Origin of the sequence: Vibrio sonorensis (genome assembly GCF_001854765.1) — a bacterium.
Lineage (GTDB): Bacteria > Pseudomonadota > Gammaproteobacteria > Enterobacterales > Vibrionaceae > Vibrio > Vibrio sonorensis.
Genome location: NZ_LJJE01000112.1, coordinates 186,507 through 204,025, shown reverse-complemented (window position 1 = coordinate 204,025; position 17,519 = coordinate 186,507). Strand labels below are relative to the sequence as shown.

General features: G+C 42.3%; 17 protein-coding genes and 2 tRNA genes. 2 read left to right on the top strand and 17 right to left on the bottom strand.

Annotated elements, in window-relative coordinates:
* Positions 1–56: 56 nt before the first annotated feature.
* From BLO31_RS20845 to BLO31_RS20820, 7 genes are all read right to left on the bottom strand, one after another.
* On the bottom strand, positions 57–779 hold the full coding sequence (locus BLO31_RS20845) for a nitroreductase family protein (protein ID WP_070971660.1): 723 nt from the start codon (positions 777–779) through the stop codon (positions 57–59).
* 78 nt (positions 780–857) lie between these two features.
* A complete protein-coding gene (locus BLO31_RS20840; protein ID WP_070971407.1) occupies positions 858–1,166 on the bottom strand; it encodes a DUF1330 domain-containing protein in 309 nt (102 codons plus the stop codon).
* A 90-nt stretch (positions 1,167–1,256) separates the two neighbouring features.
* The gene (locus BLO31_RS20835; protein ID WP_070971405.1) at positions 1,257–2,801 is read right to left on the bottom strand and encodes an EAL domain-containing protein; all 1,545 of its coding nucleotides are present in this window, start codon (positions 2,799–2,801) and stop codon (positions 1,257–1,259) included.
* Between the two features lie 217 nt (positions 2,802–3,018).
* Complete coding sequence (locus tag BLO31_RS20830) at positions 3,019–4,410, bottom strand: serine hydrolase domain-containing protein (protein WP_175443263.1); 1,392 nt, start codon at positions 4,408–4,410, stop codon at positions 3,019–3,021.
* 162 nt (positions 4,411–4,572) lie between these two features.
* Complete coding sequence (locus BLO31_RS20825) at positions 4,573–4,938, bottom strand: cupin domain-containing protein (protein ID WP_070971400.1); 366 nt, start codon at positions 4,936–4,938, stop codon at positions 4,573–4,575.
* 2 nt (positions 4,939–4,940) lie between these two features.
* Positions 4,941–5,153, bottom strand: a complete 213-nt coding sequence (locus BLO31_RS23320) for a DUF1289 domain-containing protein (RefSeq protein ID WP_217495147.1) — start codon at positions 5,151–5,153, stop codon at positions 4,941–4,943.
* A gap of 76 nt (positions 5,154–5,229) precedes the next feature.
* Positions 5,230–5,985, bottom strand: coding sequence for an isocitrate lyase/PEP mutase family protein (locus BLO31_RS20820; protein WP_070971397.1), 756 nt, complete (start codon positions 5,983–5,985; stop codon positions 5,230–5,232).
* A gap of 271 nt (positions 5,986–6,256) precedes the next feature.
* Here BLO31_RS20820 and BLO31_RS20815 point away from each other — a divergent pair, with 271 nt between their 5' ends.
* On the top strand, positions 6,257–6,946 hold the full coding sequence (locus tag BLO31_RS20815; protein ID WP_070971394.1) for a hypothetical protein: 690 nt from the start codon (positions 6,257–6,259) through the stop codon (positions 6,944–6,946).
* A 247-nt stretch (positions 6,947–7,193) separates the two neighbouring features.
* On the opposite strand, the gene BLO31_RS20810 is transcribed toward BLO31_RS20815, so the two are convergent.
* The gene (locus BLO31_RS20810) at positions 7,194–9,311 is read right to left on the bottom strand and encodes a TonB-dependent receptor plug domain-containing protein (RefSeq protein ID WP_070971391.1); all 2,118 of its coding nucleotides are present in this window, start codon (positions 9,309–9,311) and stop codon (positions 7,194–7,196) included.
* 487 nt (positions 9,312–9,798) lie between these two features.
* Here BLO31_RS20810 and BLO31_RS20805 point away from each other — a divergent pair, with 487 nt between their 5' ends.
* Entirely contained in the window at positions 9,799–11,130 is a 1,332-nt protein-coding gene (locus tag BLO31_RS20805; protein WP_175443261.1) for an MATE family efflux transporter, read from the top strand.
* 52 nt (positions 11,131–11,182) lie between these two features.
* Here BLO31_RS20805 and BLO31_RS20800 read toward each other — a convergent pair.
* The 9 genes from BLO31_RS20800 to BLO31_RS20760 form a co-directional block, all read right to left on the bottom strand.
* Positions 11,183–11,259: transfer RNA gene (locus BLO31_RS20800), tRNA-Val, on the bottom strand.
* Between the two features lie 37 nt (positions 11,260–11,296).
* Positions 11,297–11,373: transfer RNA gene (locus tag BLO31_RS20795), tRNA-Val, on the bottom strand.
* Positions 11,374–11,522: 149 nt separating this feature from the next.
* Positions 11,523–12,566 carry a tetratricopeptide repeat protein gene (locus BLO31_RS20790; RefSeq protein ID WP_070971385.1) on the bottom strand — a complete coding sequence of 348 codons (1,044 nt, stop codon included), beginning with the start codon at positions 12,564–12,566 and terminating at the stop codon, positions 11,523–11,525.
* Positions 12,563–13,222, bottom strand: a complete 660-nt coding sequence (locus BLO31_RS20785) for an energy transducer TonB (protein WP_070971381.1) — start codon at positions 13,220–13,222, stop codon at positions 12,563–12,565. The genes BLO31_RS20790 and BLO31_RS20785 overlap by 4 nt, the downstream gene beginning before the upstream one ends.
* The gene (locus BLO31_RS20780; protein ID WP_070971378.1) at positions 13,219–13,617 is read right to left on the bottom strand and encodes an ExbD/TolR family protein; all 399 of its coding nucleotides are present in this window, start codon (positions 13,615–13,617) and stop codon (positions 13,219–13,221) included. Before BLO31_RS20780 ends, BLO31_RS20785 begins: the two co-directional genes overlap by 4 nt.
* Entirely contained in the window at positions 13,614–14,141 is a 528-nt protein-coding gene (locus BLO31_RS20775; RefSeq protein WP_070971374.1) for a MotA/TolQ/ExbB proton channel family protein, read from the bottom strand. The genes BLO31_RS20780 and BLO31_RS20775 overlap by 4 nt, the downstream gene beginning before the upstream one ends.
* Complete coding sequence (locus BLO31_RS20770; protein ID WP_070971371.1) at positions 14,134–15,456, bottom strand: MotA/TolQ/ExbB proton channel family protein; 1,323 nt, start codon at positions 15,454–15,456, stop codon at positions 14,134–14,136. Before BLO31_RS20770 ends, BLO31_RS20775 begins: the two co-directional genes overlap by 8 nt.
* Entirely contained in the window at positions 15,453–16,214 is a 762-nt protein-coding gene (locus BLO31_RS20765; protein WP_175443260.1) for a DUF3450 domain-containing protein, read from the bottom strand. The genes BLO31_RS20770 and BLO31_RS20765 overlap by 4 nt, the downstream gene beginning before the upstream one ends.
* A gap of 165 nt (positions 16,215–16,379) precedes the next feature.
* Complete coding sequence (locus tag BLO31_RS20760; RefSeq protein ID WP_070971369.1) at positions 16,380–17,357, bottom strand: chemotaxis protein CheV; 978 nt, start codon at positions 17,355–17,357, stop codon at positions 16,380–16,382.
* Positions 17,358–17,519 lie beyond the last annotated feature (162 nt).

Genomic DNA, 17,519 nt, shown 5'->3' with positions numbered 1-17,519 from the left:
CTTTTAACTTTCAAAAAAAGGGCTTCTAACATATAGAAGCCCTTGTTCAATTCTTGTTAATGCTTAAATATAACACTTTCGGTTGGCACGCGATGCCTTTGGGAATAAACGCCATCATCAGCACTTTTGCCGCACGCGATGATCATGCTTATTTGGTCACTACGTCTCAGGCCTAGCAATCTCTTGGCCCTTACCGAGTCAAATCCCTCCATGGGACAAGTATCATAGCCTTTATCCTTCATCGCATACATAAACGTCATTGCGGCTAGAGAAACGCTCTTGTGTAGACACACTCTTAGATCTTCTCGGCTTACCTCCCTGATCATTGGTTCTTTCATCCCCAGAAAGATAGAAAGTGCTTTTCGCATTAGACCCAATACCCCAAAGCGATCATTTTTGTAAGCGAAAGGAATGATTTTATCGTAGTATCGCAACGCTTTTTGGGCTGTCGTGTCGTCTCTTCCTTTAAAAGCCTCTCTAACAATCTTGCTATTCAGTTTGGCTCTGCTCTCCCAGTTATGCGAAGTTGCGACAAAAACCACCAGTTCATTGGCCGTTTTAGCCGCGTTTTGGTTCATGCAAATTTGAGCAAGTTCGTTTCGCTTTTCTTCACTAACAACACGGTGAAACTCCCACATCTGCATGTTGCTGCTATTTGGAGACAGAGTCGCTAGTTCAAGCGCTTCGCCTACTTCTTCATGATCGAATGCGGCGTCAGAGTCGTACTTGCGAACGGAGCGTCTTGAGTGAACAAGATTAGAAAATTTACTGTTTGTCATCGGATACACCGAACTAAGTGGTTTAAGGCCTAAAAATAAAAATGAGCCCCGGCCCATTCTATCACTGATTCGCAGGGGTTACTCTACTTGCTTATTGTACTCTGCAATTATCGTCGTCGATTTGACTGAGCGGGTAAAAAACTCTGATTTAATCTCTAAATACTCCGGTAAGGTGAAAAACGCCTCTTTGACCTCCTTGTTTGGAAAGCCAATGGTGAACACTCGGTTAATATTGTCATGAGTGCGCGAGATTAAGGTTTCACTCACTTTAAAATCGTAACCAAAATATCCGCCAACTTGCGCTAACAATGGGCGCATCGCCAAACGATAATCGTGATAAATTTCATCATTGGTTACATCTAAGCCAACTAATAGTTCATAAGCCACGGTCGTTTCCTTTTATTAATTACTTACCTAACCATAGCTTATCGAAATCGAACTTAAAGCGACATAGGCTTATCAATCTGCGTTCGATTTCTAGCTAATGCCCTGTAATGCCATTTCAACCCTTTTAACGGGGTGTTGCAATGTGAACTGTTCTATAAACTGGTCAGCGGGTAAGTCTCGGCTAAAGTGCCATCCTTGCCCAAAGTATATGCCATGCTCAATCAGCCACTCTTTTTGTTCTTGGGTCTCTACCCCTTCTGCGATGATAGTGACGTTGAGGTTATGAAAAAGCGATACTATTGACTTAAGGATGATAAAGTTAACGGTATCTGTATTAATCGCTTGAATATAACGTCTATCTATCTTGATCTTATTGATTGGCAGTTCGCTTAAATAAGTTAAGCCTGTTTTTCCGGTACCGAAGTCATCTAACGAAATCTGATAACCTTTGTGTTCAATAACCTCTAGGCTATTTCTAAGTTGTGAGATATCCAGATCTGAGAAACAACGTTCAGTGATCTCTATTTCGAATCTACTGCCCGCACAATCGACAGGGCGAATCGCTTCGCAAAACTCCTTGGTTAAATGTTCAGGTGAAGCGTTTATTGCAAAAAAGAGGTCGCTGTCTTCTAGTTCAACATGCGATGTTAGTTTCCTTACTTGCTCCAAACACAAGTGCTGAAACTGGATAACCAATCCTGTTTTTTCTGCCAACGGTATAAATTGATCCGGCGATAGGTAGATACTTCTCCCTTTATACCATCTGATAAGAGCTTCTGCACCAAGCCATTGACCAGTTCTCATGTCCACTACTGGTTGATAATGAAAGCGAAACTCCCCTTTTTCGATGCCGCGTTTCATTTCATTATTAAGCGATGAACGGCTCATCGTTAAAAACGCAATGACTAACATACCGCTGAAAAGCAGAGTCGTGAAGAGTACAAACAGGTTCAGTTCTTTAATTACCAGCGCGTAAAGTCCGGGATACGCCAAAGTTGCAGACATGCGCTCATCATAGCTATGTGTGAGTAAAATGCTTGCTTCCATCTCTCCCTTAGGCACCGAGCTATCGCGTGTACCATAACTGAACAACTCGGTGTCACCATAGCGCCTGATTATTTGATAAGGCAAAGGTGTGTCTAAACGACTCATCGCTGCAATATAGTTTGTAGATACAATCCAAGCCACATAAATGTCGCGATTTTCGTAGTAATGAGCAACTAGAATCAAGTTGTCATCAGTTAGCATGTGAGTGACCGACTGGAGCTCTTTTGGATCGACGCCTCCTTGTAAGGCATTAACAATGTCGTTACTGCAGATCACCTTGCCAGTCTTGTCGATAATATAAGCTTTGGCGATTGCCGCCATTGAATATTCGATTTTCAGTAACTGCTTGCGAGCTTCTATCGTGCATGTGTCAAACTCTTGTGCTACCAGGCTAAAGCGTTCATCAATAGACTTGAACCAAGCTTCTTCCGCTTTCATCATGGAAAGAAACGCCGCTTCAAGCTTTTGAATGTTTTTGTTTTGTTGGTAAACGCTATTAGATAAAACGAAGATGATAGGAAAAACAGCAATCGCTAACACAATTACTGGAGTTTTCGCAGTGCTTTTAAACCATGCCGATATATTCATCGTCTATTGATTTCGCTACTAATTGATTCATCCATAATAGGTAGCGACTAGTTTCGAATCTATAAGCTAAGCAAATAATTATGCAGTGCCTCCCAAATAAGCCTATCCGTTATTGATTAGTGTATGAATAATAAGGGTAATTTCGACAAACTCATATGCAACTGATTTTCCACTTTCTGATTTTTGCTATTTACTGAGCTTCAATTTTCACTTGTATTTAATCAGCAGTAGCAAAAATAACCCTTTTATTGTCGATCAGTCTGGGTGCTCGAAACACAATGCCAACTTTGATTAAGCAGAGTAGTACTGAGATGATAAACCACATAAATAAGTCGGGAGCTAAATTCCACAGCCATACATAGCCCGGAACTCTACCCATCGCAAATGCGATGATCACAGGCAGTGTGCATACAAAGGATAGATTGATAAGAGCCCCAACTTTTTGTTTGGTATCGACACCCATTTTTCGCAGTTTCTTTTTTAGCTTAACTAGGCCAAAAACTGATATTAGGATCTCTAAAAAAATCACCACGGGGTAATACTTTGCTAATAGGTGAAGATAACTAAAAGGCTGCGTATATTGACTGCCAACGTGGTCAACAATGTCGGTGACAAGATTGGGGATCCCGACTGTCAACAAGGGAATGCTCACTTTATTTGCAACAAGCGAAACCGCAATACCACTATTTGGGTCAACCCAAGCTGCGCTGCTATGGGTGAACAACGAGCCATAGTGACCGATCATGTCTCTTTCTGCGAACTCTCTATGCTGTAGGCCTAATCCATAGTTTTGCTCTTCGTCTAAGGAGTGCCACAAGCCTAAGTTATCAAGGTCGATTAGTTGCGCACCAGTTTGGCTCTTACCTGTTCTGACAAACTCCATAAACTTGGCTACATCTGCCGCGCTACTAATAACAAAACCCGAAGGCGACTCTATTGCATTTATTTTTTCTTCCCTTTGCCAGTGGTAACCAAAAAAATTGTTGTAACCGGGCACAGTTACGTCGCCACTAGCCACTGTTGAAGAGTAATTCATCCCAACCGGTACAAAAATGTTTTCGCTAATAAAGCGGCTAAATGTTTGTCCAGTTACACGCTCAATGATCAAGCCCAAAAGGTCATAATTCGTATTATTATAAAAGAATTCTTTATTTGGCTCACTTTCTGGTTGATAGCCTGATAATTGTTCGATGGCCTCTTTACGGCTTATTCTTCCGTTAAAGTCATACTTGTAACTAAAATTCCGTATTCCTGAGGTGTGTTCGAGTAAGTTTTTAATCGTAACTGTTGAAGAGAACGCTATTTCGGGTATGTATTGAGATACCGGATCATTAATGTCGATTTTCTTTTTCTGCTTTAACAAAAATATCGCGGCAGATGTCACTGACTTTGAAATAGAGGCGACATAGGTCGGGGTGTTTGGCGACAACAGCCCTTCTCTGCCATAGCTTTGCGCAACAACAGGTTTTCCTACCCTCGTTACTACAACAGATAGAGAAGGAACGTCATAGGCTGCTACATATCTATTTACTATTTTATCTAGGCTGTCTTCAGCCAAACATTGGGAAGAAACAAAGGTTAATGCGTAAAAAAAAGTAATTAATGCCAACGACTTTGTATTGCTTCTTAAAACCTGCACCTTAAAACTTCCATGTTTATTAATAGACAGGTCAATATTAATGCAGCTTAAAAATGGATAAACTCTGGGCGTATAATAATGGGGGTTGCTTCAAGTTATTTATTCAGTTCGTTATACCTTAAAACTCCACACTTATATCCAAGGCTGATTTTCTGACGCTACTGTTATTTCTTTTTCTTGGTTTCCTGTATGTTTTGTAGCCGCTGGCTCAATCATCATAAAATGCGTTTCTTGCTCAGCTACAGGACAATGTTCAACGCCTTTGGGTACTACATACATCTCTCCGGGTTCTAGCTCGATTTCTCTATCTCTAAGCTTAAGCGTTAATTTACCTTTAAATACAATAAATAGTTCGTCTTCGTTCTCGTGACTATGCCAGACTAACTCACCCTCTCCTTTAGCTATCTTTACTAACTGCCCATTCGATTCTGCGATAATATGGGGGAACCACAGTGATGTAACTTTTTGAAATTTTTCTTTAATATTAATTTTGCTCACAATTAGTCCTGTTTCCTTAGTGAATGGAATAGCACTTGTTCATTTTTTTCTCTTCTTAAAAGACACTCTTCAAACAAATCCTGTTGTTCTTTTTCGCTCATGCTCTTCCAGTTCAAAATCTCTTCTAACTTTCTAAAGCAACCCAAACAGACGTCATTGTCATCTAAACAACAATGTCTGGTACAAGGGTTTTGCGCGTTAGGGGAGTGAATCACTTTAATATCGCTGTAGACAAGTTTGCCTTAAGCATAGTAGAAGGATTACTCACGTGAAATTTTCGAGTTATCGCCGTTAAGCAACAGTGCTGTAGCACTGTTGTTCTAAAACCGATTTGAAAAGAGACTCGGAGTAAATTGATGTCTTCTCATAGAGGCGGTTCCCCATACTCAGCCTTCTCACTCCCATTTCTTGCAACTCATTGACGCTACACATTTCTTTGTGGCTTAACAAATTGAGCGGTAACTTGGTATGTGACAACACTTTTGAAACTTCATTGGGACACACAAGATAAGGTACAAACACCCCTTCGGCTCCCGCCATTTCATATTGACTAATGCGTTCTAATGTTTGTTGCAAAGGGGCTTCTTCGCTCAAGAGATAAGTATCGATTCTGACATTTATAAACACATCGACATTTAGCTTAATCAGTTCGTTGTTGATCTGCTGAAGTTTGTCCTTGAATTTATCAGCAGCCACTAGCTGGCGTTGACCTTCTAATACAACACTATCTTCAATATTTACGCCGCTCACACCCAAATCAGAAAGAAGCTTAATATTTTTAGCAATTTCTACAGGTGTGTCTCCATAACCCCATTCGATATCAACCGTCAAAGGTTTACTTGTACACTCACGAATGCGTTTTACTAACGTGAGTGTAAGCTCAAAAGGCAGATCTTCACCGTCTTTGTAACCAAAAGATCTAGCAATTGCGGCGCTCGAAGTGCCAATTGCATCATAAGCCAGCTCTTCTACAAGAGTTGCACTATTTACATCCCAAACATTACCGATTAAAACCAATTTACTCGATTGTAACTCCCTTAAATCCATGTTTATCTCCTCATCCCTTCAAAAACAATATAGATGCATTGAAAAACTCTCAGATGGTTTGGATCAACAAATTGTTAAGTTACCGATACTTTGTCGAGCTTTTACGCAGATTTAAGGGGGGGAGATGAGCTTGGTATGACATACCCTTTATAAAGGTATAACCTTTTGATTACATTAACTTTTGCCACTCATCACAATTTAATATAGCTAAGTTGAAATTATGCATACTGTCAATATAAAGTCCGATGCAGTTGTTATATAAGAGGTTAACATGAAAAAAGCACTAGCGTTATTAACGTCAATTATTCTTACAGCATGCGGTGGTGGTGGCGACGATGCACCTGCGACAGCGACTATTACTGCTTCCAGCCTAAACGGTGTTTATATGTCAGGTGATGATGCAGCCCTCGTATCCACTATCGGCAATCAGACCCAGTTCATTACCATTAATGGCTCAGATCCTAACAACGTTGACGTCCTGTTTGCGAGCAGCTTAACTGTATCAGGCAATAACTTTACGCTTAAAGGCATAGTTGATACTACAGCAGCGAGTGCTACTGCAACTCTATCTGGTTCAATTTCAGGCAACGAACTAAGCCTTATGGGCTCGTTTAATAACAAGAGTGTTGCAGGCACATTCACTAAACAATCAACAGCCATAAACCTTGACGGAATCAAGGGAACCACATACACCGATTCCCTTGGTAACAACCTTCGCATCGAAAACGACCTATCGCTTTCAGGTACTATACTTGACACTTGTGCAATATCCGGTGATATCGCTTCTCGCGGTCATTACTACGCAGCGTCCGTGAATCTTACTGGCTGTGAGGCAGCGACAACCGAGCCTGCCCTCATCTATATGTACACGGGTAAAAAAGGCTCTACAACGAATCTATATCTCTTTGTTGTTGGAGAAAATGGGGCTGCGGGTGGCGTATTCCCGATTACGACAAGCTAGAAAATTGGTTTAGATTACATTTATAGCCAGTGCATCGCGTGCTGGCTTTTTTCTTGTCGATAAGAAACGTTCTGGCAATACACTTCTTTACCAACAATTATTTCACAAGCAATTAGATCACTCTAGTCTTATGCACATTTTCTTTGGATAACTCTTGGGATAAGCCCTTTAACACCCCGATTTATGGGCCTTAAACTAAGTACATTACTCAATTAAAGTTTCTCAATCTACTGCATACGAAAGCAAGTTAAAACGTTAAAATTACCCCAGCTGATATCGCCACGGCTTCAGACCGATAATCACCAAGTGAATCTCGGTAGTTTCGCTTATTAAGATCTTTATCGAAGACGCCTAGAACATTGTATAGGTCTAAGGAGAACACGGCATTCGGCGTAGCTTGGTGTTTTAGCCCCAAATTCATATAAACCTGTTCCTGATAAGCTTTCTCCCAGCCTTGAGTTACAAAGCATTCGTTTGGAGATATGCAGTCATCTAATTGTTTATCGCGAAAATCGCGAGAACCATCAAAACCCCAAAAGGCTCGCAAAGAACTGATAAAGTTTGTTTTCTCAGTTAACTCATAGCGATATCTAATCTTGGTCGAAAACGTAGCCCAATCGGCTAAATCGTTGCCATATCCAAAGGGGTGGGCTGTGATAAAGGTGTTTTGACCGTACAAGTCAAAGTCAATTAGTTTGCTGTAAGCGAACGATAAGTTTAACTGGTGCGAGCCTGTGAACAGGGTGTACTCAGATTCTAACCCCCATTGTGTTTGCTTGCCAATAGTAATTGAGTTTCTCGCTGACTCATCCCAACCTAGAGCGTCGAGGTTAATGTAGAAAAGACTAACTCCAGCTATGCTGTTGCCTTTGGCTCGTTCATAGCGAACTTCGATGCTGTTAAGCGCCTCAGTATCGCCTACACTATTGCCTTCTCTTTCTGAACGCCGATTACGCTGGGCAACATTCATCCGACGAGATTGCGTAAGCAACAGTTTGTATGTATTCATATCATCAGAGGAATAAACTGCTGAAAGTCTCGGTGAGAACAAGGTATTAGTATAGGTGTTTTTGTCAATACGACTGCCTGCAAAAATAGTTAAGTCGTTGTCATAACGCCACTGCCATTCCCCTAGAAGGGAAACAGTGTAGGTATTCCAGCGGCCGTTTGCACTTTGCTCATTGTTGAGTCCAAACTCTTCATGACCATATTCCAGTCCTAGTGCAATATCACTATTGTCTGTAGCAGCCCAGTTCGCCATCATTCGTGCAAAAATTTCTGCTTCACCATAAGAGTTAAGGTCTTTAACAAATGGCTCTTGCTTTTCAATATTTGTTCGGTCGTAACTTAGCATCCAACTTAGTGCGACGGCATCAATGTTGTTCTCATGTTCATAGGTTGCAGTGAACTGTTCATAACCAATCTTTGAGAGCAGCTCTTCATTGACACTGTTTAAACCCAGTGGCGGTTCTACTTGCCCTTTGAGCATAGTAGCAATGTTACGGCCTGCTTTTGTGTAGCGTAACCACAGATGGCTATTATTATAATCTATCCCTAGATGAAGTTTGGTAAACGGCTCTTCGTTATAGCCTTGCCAATCTCGGCTAATTGTAGGCATTGGTTCGCCGCGACGAATTAGTTCACCAGTATTAAGACTTACACCTTCGTTACCATAAATGAGCGGAGCATCTTGACCATTCGCACCATTGACATCGGCAATTTCAGAATGAAAGTAGAGCCCCAAGCCATTGTCAAATTGATTGCTGAAATTCAATCCTAAAGCTTTGTATTGCATGCCTGCACCGCCACGAACATGAATCGAATCTTCTATCAAACTTTCGGCGTCAAATGTTTGTATATCAATAACCATGCTCACCGCACCTAATCCATACAATGATGATCCGGCTCCACGTATAACATTAATGTGCTTAATATCTCCCATCAGTGGGAAATCTCTCTCAGTAATTGCACCCCGAGCGCTACGCTCATTCATCACACGTCCATTAACTCGAATCATCACTTTATCTTCACGATCGCTGGTTATCCCTCTGATACCCATATGCGGCAATTCGTAATGATGCCGAATCATTTGTAGACCCGGTACCATAATCTCTAATAGCTCCATCATAGAGCGTGCGCCCAGAGCTTGGATATCTGCTTGACTTATGTAGGTAACCGCTGCTGGCGCTCTTGATTTACTCGTTTTGGTCAAAGAACCAACATCACTGATTTCGACTTGCATCAACTCCGAGAGCGACATATTGAGTAGAGAGGCAACTTCGATCTCGTACTGCTCATTAGCTTTTGCCAAAGGTATGGTGAACACCACAAGAAATGTTAAAAAGTATATAGGTCCCTTCCACATAGTGCCCTGCTTTATATGTTAATAGATCCGTCTGGTCATTATAGTTGCTAATCTAGTGACTTACGGTGCGCGACATTAATGCGGTACTACCTCTCCATGCAAGGGAACGCTTATAAAGAAAGCATTGAGGAGCATTTTTCAGTGCTATCACACTCTTCATTGGATTGACATTTCAACAAAACATTATTAAATTCAACGACCTAAACGGATTGTAAGTTACTGAGAGGAGGCCATTATGATCTATACCGTAAAATGGAATTTTCATATTTTTGCCTCAGCGGATAGAATCCGCCGCTCAGCGAAACAAAAAGATGTAGCCATCATAGCTAGGTCTTCGCTAGGCGGCGCCTGTAACTAACGTATCCGTGCCTCTTGTCGGCCGCGGAACAATGCGGCTAGTGCTGGGAGCGCGTCATACATAACCCTTCCCCTCAATGCTAGCCTCCATCTTTACATGGAGACATACACTCGTGTGTATGTAAATTCGTTGAAAAACTCTCGATCACTTTCAAAGCAGGTTTTAACCATTGCTATCCCTGTCTCTTTGAAATTATTCCTTGATATGGCAATGGTACTTATCGATCTATTTATGATTGGGCGACTTGGCACTGCCGAGCTTACCGCCGTTGGTATGGGGCTAGTTTTGCTTTCTAGCTCTATAGGTGCCCTAGATAACCTGTTTGCAACTGGTGGTGGCATACTCATCGCTCGCCTTACCGGTGCTAAAAAGCATCAAGCCGCCAAAAACGTTATTGTCGCAATGATTATTGGTGCACTACCAATCTACTGTTTGGGCACGCTCGCAATTCCTTTTGTCAGAGATTTGTATCTGTTTTTCCAAACTACCTACGAAGTTGCCACGCTTGGCTCAATGTATCTAGGTACTTTGCTAGCAGGCTCTATTTTTATATACCTCGATGTAATCCTGTTTACTTACTTTGTTTCCACAGGGAACAGCACTCTGCCAATGAATATCAAAATCGTCAGTGTAGGATTTAACATTGCCTTCAATTACCTATTCATTTTTGGCAACTTCGGATTACCTGCTTTGGGGATTCAAGGGGCGGCCATTGGGACCATCATTGCGACGTCTTGCAGTGTTGCTATGTATCTCTTTATGCTCAACAAGACTTCGCACATCTCTATGCAGTTTGTGGGGATTCTCCAACACATTAAAGAAATACTTAAACTCGGCATTCCTTCAGTAGTCGAAAACTTCACCTTTTTGATGAGTTGGTTATTTGTCATTTCTCTAATAAATAGTTATGCCGCCTCTGTCGCAGCCGGTTTTCAAATTGGCTACAGAGTTGAGAGTATTGCATTTCTACCTGGCCTTGGAACGGCGGCGGCTGCGACTACTCTGGTTAGTCGATTTATCGGAGCAAATAAGCCTCAGGATGTAGATAGCATTGTGGTGGTCACTGCCAAGCTAGCCTGTTTATTCATGGGCTCAATAGGCCTGATAATGGCCATAATTCCTCAACCGTTTGCCAGTCTCTTTACTGACAATATCAATGTAATCAATGATGCTTCAGTCTACATACGCATAATTGGTTTAGCTCAAGTTCCTTTAGGGCTTCAATTTGTATATACCGCAGCATTAAGAGGTCTTGGGGATGTCACCAAAACTGCTTTGATAAAGGTCTGGTTACTTTGGCTGAACATTGTGATACCAAGCTTGGTTATTGTTCACTTTAAACTAGACGTTGTTTGGTTGTTTACCGCAATCGCACTAGCAAACGTAGTAGACGCTCTGGTGTTTATACATCGCTATAAGCAGCTACGCAGCCAAACCAACGTACTAGCCAAAAGCTATTAACAAACAGCAGATAAAGAAAAACCCGCCACTGAGTGACGGGTTTTCTAGGAATTGGTGGGCGTGACTGGAGTCGAACCAGCGACCTCTACCATGTCAAGGTAGCGCTCTAACCAACTGAGCTACACTCCCAAATTGTGGTTCCAGTGCATGATTATGCAGCAAGGGATGGTGGGTCCGGGCGAACTCGAATCGCCGACCCCTACCATGTCAAGGTAGTACTCTAACCAACTGAGCTACGGACCCATTCCTTGGAACGAGGAGGATATTAGCGAGACTCAGGAACAGACGCAAGTGTTAACAACGCATTTTTTGACTGTTTGGTTTAGATATAGTCTAAGTGACCATTTTTTATTCACAGTAGAGTGACAAACCAGCAATTTTTCTAATGTTTCTCAATTGAGTAGAAGAGAGAGATTGTTCTTTAGATCGACAACTTGAGACTCGGATTGGTCTTCCAACTGTTCCACTGCGTTAAGTGAATCCACATAGTCTCCAGTTCGGTAGTAAGTTAATGCCAAGTCCCAATAGTAGCGGTTATCCATTTCAGCCATTTTTTCGAGTACCGTTGAGGCCTTCCCCCACTCTCGTGCTGCTTGCCAATAGTAAGCTTCCATTTTTAACGCCGGTAAGGTGTTTGCTCGACTTTCTTCGCTTAACCGTCCTGCTGCAAAAGGTAAATCTAACTCTTGATAGAGCTGCACGATCAACTTAAGGTCACTTTCCAGTAGATTGAGCCCAACTCCATAGGCCGTGACTAATGTATCAAGCGCAGGATAATACTGCTTTGTCTCGACGTAGAGGTTTACCACGTTTCGTATCCACATAATATCGCGAGGTTTATGGCCGATAATCCTTTTTGCTGTTTCAATTGCTCCGGTTAACTCTTTTGCATTTATTTGTGCGTTAAACATTAGGGATAGTGGCGTAACGTCTTGTGCCCCCTGTTGGTAGGGAAACATTTGCAGTGTATCAATAACTTGTTGCCAATTACCTAGTTGATACATGGAGCTGGCTAACATCATTTGCAGCTCCCTATTCTCTTCATCATTAAAACCGAGTTGAATTAACCGCTTGTAGTGCTTTATCGATAGTTCGAATTGGGAGTTGTGGTAATAAAGGTCTGCCAACATACGTTCTGTCCCGTATGTTCGTTCATCAAGCACTTCTCCTTGCACCGCTTGATGTAGATGTTGAATGGCCGACTCTATATTGTTTGACTGCCAATACACTATACCCAGCATACGACTCACCATAGCCTGTCCTTCTCGGCGAGTTGGATTTGCCGACTCTAGAACTTGTATCGCTTTGACATAGTTCTTTTGTTCTACAAGCTTGATAGCGTAGTTGAGTTTGTTCGCTGTACTCGTGCTTACACTCACCGCATATAACGGGAAAGAAAAGAGAATGGTAAAGCAGAAAAGCCTTAATCCTTTCATTGTAAGTTAAACTCCACGATTACGATTTGCGGATCCTGTTCAACTGGCACACCATTAATCTGCAATGGCTGGTAGCGCCACTTTCTTACTGCTTGTATTGCTGAACGTTCAAACGTGCGTGGCGGCTGAGCGTCTATTACCTTGATGTGTCGAGTATGCCCTTTGCCATCTATTGAAAAGCTTACTTTTACAAATCCTTCAACTTTGCGGCGTTTGGCTTCTACTGGATATATTGGCTTAGGTTTACTGATCGGCAAAAGTGGTTGGTTATTACTTATTTTGGAAATGTTGGCTATGTCAGTTTCGATTGGCTCGGATTGCCATTGTCCAAAATCAGGCGTCGATACAGCAATTTTGCTAGGCGGAATTACAAAAGCACTCAAACTAATTTCTTTTGTCTGCCCAACATTGTTTGCTAACGAGCTAGCCCTTATGGAAGGGTTAGAAACTTTTTTGAGCGATTCTAGTGGTGGTCGCTCTGGGAGTTGTCTTGTTCTCGTTTCAGGTTCAGAGTCAATCTCATTAAGTACAAGGTTATAACCCAGCGTTTTCTGCTGATCAGTACTGTCACTCTGGCCTACTAAAGAGGCCATGACCTGCAATACCGTGCCTGTCATTATGAAGGTTAGCGTTAAGACAATGACTAGCCTTCTCATCGTTTAAGCTCCGTACCCAAAGAAATTTGTGTGACACCAGCCGACTTCGCTTTGTCCATGATTGATACTACTGTCCCGTTGTAGGCTAAGCGATCCGCATTGATTAAAAGGGAAACGTCGCGATTTGATGTTTGCAAAAGCCTTGGAATCGATTCCACGTCGATAATCTGGTTGTTAAAATAGACAAGATTGTTTTTGTCGACGCTAATGGTCAAAACTTCTTGTTGTACGGCAGCCGCTTGGCTGGTTTGCGGTTTATTAACCTCTATCGCCGACTCTTTGGTAAACGTCGTGGTAACAATAAAGAAAATCAGCATGATGAAAACAATATCCAACATTGGAGTAAGCTCTATTTGAACTTCCTGATCCTTCCTTTCTCTGCGCCCTAGCCTCATGCTTCACCTCGGAATCGTCTTTCAAAGTTGAGATGCTTTACCGAAGCCAAACGCTTTAGCCTTGCGTAAATAAACATACCAAGCAGCGCGCAAACCATGCCGGCCATTGTTGGTATGGTTGCCATTGAAATGCCCTGTACAAGTTGCGTATGACTGGTGGTGTAAGCCAGTGTTTCAAAGACGCTAATCATTCCCGTGACCGTTCCCAGTAAACCAATCATCGGAAAGAGTGCTACCAGTGATTTGATAATAGAAAATCCATGATTGAGCTTAAGTTCGGCTTCGCAAATCCATCCTTCCTTTGCCGCTTTTGCTGCCCAACTGGTTTTATCTTCCCGCACATTCCATTTGGATAGCCATTCAATTTTTAACTTAGGAAATACAAACGCCATAAAATAGAGCTTGTCGAAAACTAACCACCAAAAGATAAACAGAGCGCCACTAAGCACCCACAACACTATGCCACCTTGCGTAAGCCAGTTGTGTACGAGTTGATAGTTTAACGAAAATTGAAGATCAAGCATGGCGTTTACCCTGCTCCTGCTGAGCAACGTCTGCGACCATGGCTAATCCTTGTTTCTCAAGGATCTGTCTTATTGATTCAGATTGAGAAGAAAGATAGTTGTGGGCTAACAACAAGGGCATAGCGGCAATTAGACCTAAAACGGTCGTTGTCAACGCTGTTGAGATGCCGCTCGCCATCATAGCTGAGCTTTGCTCGCTTGTTATAGTCATCGCTTGGAAGGTTTCAATCATTCCCAAGACGGTACCCAGTAATCCAAGCATGGGGGCAAGTGCTGCTAAAAGCTTTAGCATAGATAAGCCTTTTTCTAGCTTAGATTGCTGGTCAACCACCAGTTCTAAAAGCCGCAGTTCCAATACTTCTGGCTGCCATTGGTTTTCCGAACGAAAGGCGATAAGTAGCTCACCGAGCCCACTTTGGTTTTCTGTATCGGGATTTTGCAATTGCCGATTAATTGCACGCTGCTCTTTAGCTAGGCCAACACCGCGATAAACAGAGATGATTGATCCGACAACAAATAGCAGAGCGATAACTTTGCCTATTACTCCAGCCTTTTCAAAACGTTCACTCAGAGTCAGTTTGCCAATGTCGTGTAGATATAGCTCGCCCTTGGTAGGATCAAAGGGGAAAACAACCGTCGAGCCGACATCAGATAGTGACAAGTTTTCGTAGTTGACAGAAAAATTAGCCTCAAATGGACGAGTAACGGCCTCACCACTTCGAAAGTCGAGTATTCCCTCTGGGGCGACTAAAGCGAATGCACCTATAGCGAAGGCTTGATCAGTTTGAATGGCTCCCGCGCGATCAATGGTGTTAATTGGACCACTTCGCCATTGTTTAGTCGCTTTGATCAGATCAATGTAAGCTAAATGAAGCGATTCGAGCTCTTGGTAGGACATAACACCGTTACTTTTGCTGATACCTATCAGTAAGTTGTCTATGTTATCTTTGTTCCAAGCTAATGGTTTGTCCCTCAGATCATCATAGACGGTCAATGCGCTGCTCTTTGCCGTTGCAAATACATCCCCCAAACTGCCACTTTCTAAGCTAAGTTTTTTTTCAAGTTCTGCAATGTCGACTTCATTACTGGTAAAGGTTTCACTCATTGACTTTGTGCGCGCCTCTAATTCCGCGTATTGCTGCTCAAGTGCGCGTAACTCAGCCTGCAGTGATTCTGCTGAAGTTTGATGTTTATCGAGTCTCTTCTGCTCCGCTATAAACACCTCTTGTGCGAAGTTTTGTGCGCTTTCCTGTATGCCTTGAGCAAAGCAAATTTGCGGGAGTAGAAGCACCAGTGAAAACAGGCGAAACGTCATTGTGACACCTCCGTTTTTACAACGGGAAGGAGAAGGAGTTCTGGCGGACTACCCAATGCTATGTCATAGGCCTTATCGATCGAATTGTGATGCTCCGTTGCTACGTCTTGCCAATTTTTAACTACGGGGTTCCAATGCCAATATTCTTCGTTGTTAGGTGAACGAGCATACAATGCAGTATTCCCAAACGAGAGTAGTTCCAAGTGACGTTCTTTTTCGCTGACTAAAATGGTTTGATAATTCGTATCGAGTTTCAAGCCGTAATCAAGTTCGATGCGAAAAGTTTCTAAGATCCTACGATACTTCTCTTCATCACTGACGTCGGCGCGAACCATCATATTGTTAAGGGTTTTGAGGCGTTGAGTTTTTAGCTCTCTTTTGAAGGGACTATCGTTTGAAAACGCCTCCAATTGGCTAAGCATGGAGTACATCAAGGGAATCAAGCCCGCACGAGTATCACGGATACCCTCTATTTGCTTAGACTTGTCACTGAGTTCCTTAGTTTGATTCTCTATCAAAGCTGCAAGGTGCTTTTCGTATACCTGCATTTGTCGGATCTTGAGCTTTAGGTTTTCAATTTCCAGTTGAAGTCGATGGTTAGCATCGTCTAGTTGCTCAATATTTTTTTGATTCGAAGCCTGTATAGCGTGAAGTTCTGCGACTGCACTCTTCGCTTTCTCAAATTCACCATCATTTGCCAAACTCGACATGGTGACCGATAGCCCCAAACCCACAACTAGGTGTTTTCCAATAGTCAACAATCCATTCCTTTTAGATAAAGTGACACTGTAGCAAATATTTATTTTAGAACATGGCATTTTCTACGTTTAGCCTAAAGGCATCAAGCGTCAAATAGAAAAATGGTAGGCCTAGGCCTACCATTTTTCTTTAATCGCCTTACGAATAGCATTAAACGATACACATTAGTCGTTAAAGACTAAGCCATCCATCATTGTGACTAATTTGCCAATCTCTGGCTTAGTAATTGTGTCATTTGCACCAAGAGCTAACGCTTTTGCGCGATTGTCTTCACTCATTAGTGATGAGAACATCACAATCGGTGTCGTTTTGTAGTCTTCACTGTCTCGTAAACGCTTAACCAAATGCATGCCATCCATGCGTGGCATCTCCACATCGGTGACAATGGCATTGACTAAATCTGCCACCGGCATTTTTTCGGTTTTAGCTACTTCGGCAATTTCTTGTAGCTTCTCATGCGCTTCGCCGCCATCTTTACACGCGATAACGTTGTAGCCAGCCGAACTCAATGTATCTTGAATTAAGCTACGAATAAACGCCGAATCATCCACTACCAATACTGTCTTCGCATTGCGCTTAGTTACCATGGTTTGATTTAGGTCTACCGAGCGGTCAACCTTAACGTCGTATTTCTCCATACTCAGCTCTGGGTTGATATCGGCAATGATCTTTTCAAAGTCCAAAATCATAATCAGATTGCCATCTTTTCGCACGACAGCGACCACACAATCTTGTTCACCCGCTTCCAAAAATTGGCTAGGTGATTCCACATCGTTCCACGAAATTCGGTGTATACGGCTAATGCTATCGATCAAAAAACCATTAGTCATACGGTTGAAGTCCGTAACGATAACAAAGTTCTTTTCTTTGTTTGGATTTGTCGGGATACCTAGCCAGCCAGCAAGATCAACGAGTGGAGTCAAAATATCACGAGAAGAAAAAACCCCAACCATATGTGGCTGAGCGTTTGGGTAATCTGTTGTTTCAGGGACTTGTATAACCTCGCGAACTTTGGCGACGTTAATGCCGTAGTAACAGGTCTTACTACCACCTCCAGGAAGCTGCTTTTCTAGGTGAAACTCGATAATCTCAAGTTCATTGGTGCCGCTTTCGGTTAAAATTGTACTTGTAGAATTGCTCATACATCTCACTACTAATCAGTTTACCTGTAACGAAAAGCACTAAGAGCTTTTCCCCGCAAACTATTGTTGAACACATAGGCATATAGTATCAATAATTTAACTAAGGTTCTTTGCCTTGGATTAGAGAAAATCTCAACCGTTTCATTCTAGAAGATGGGCTTT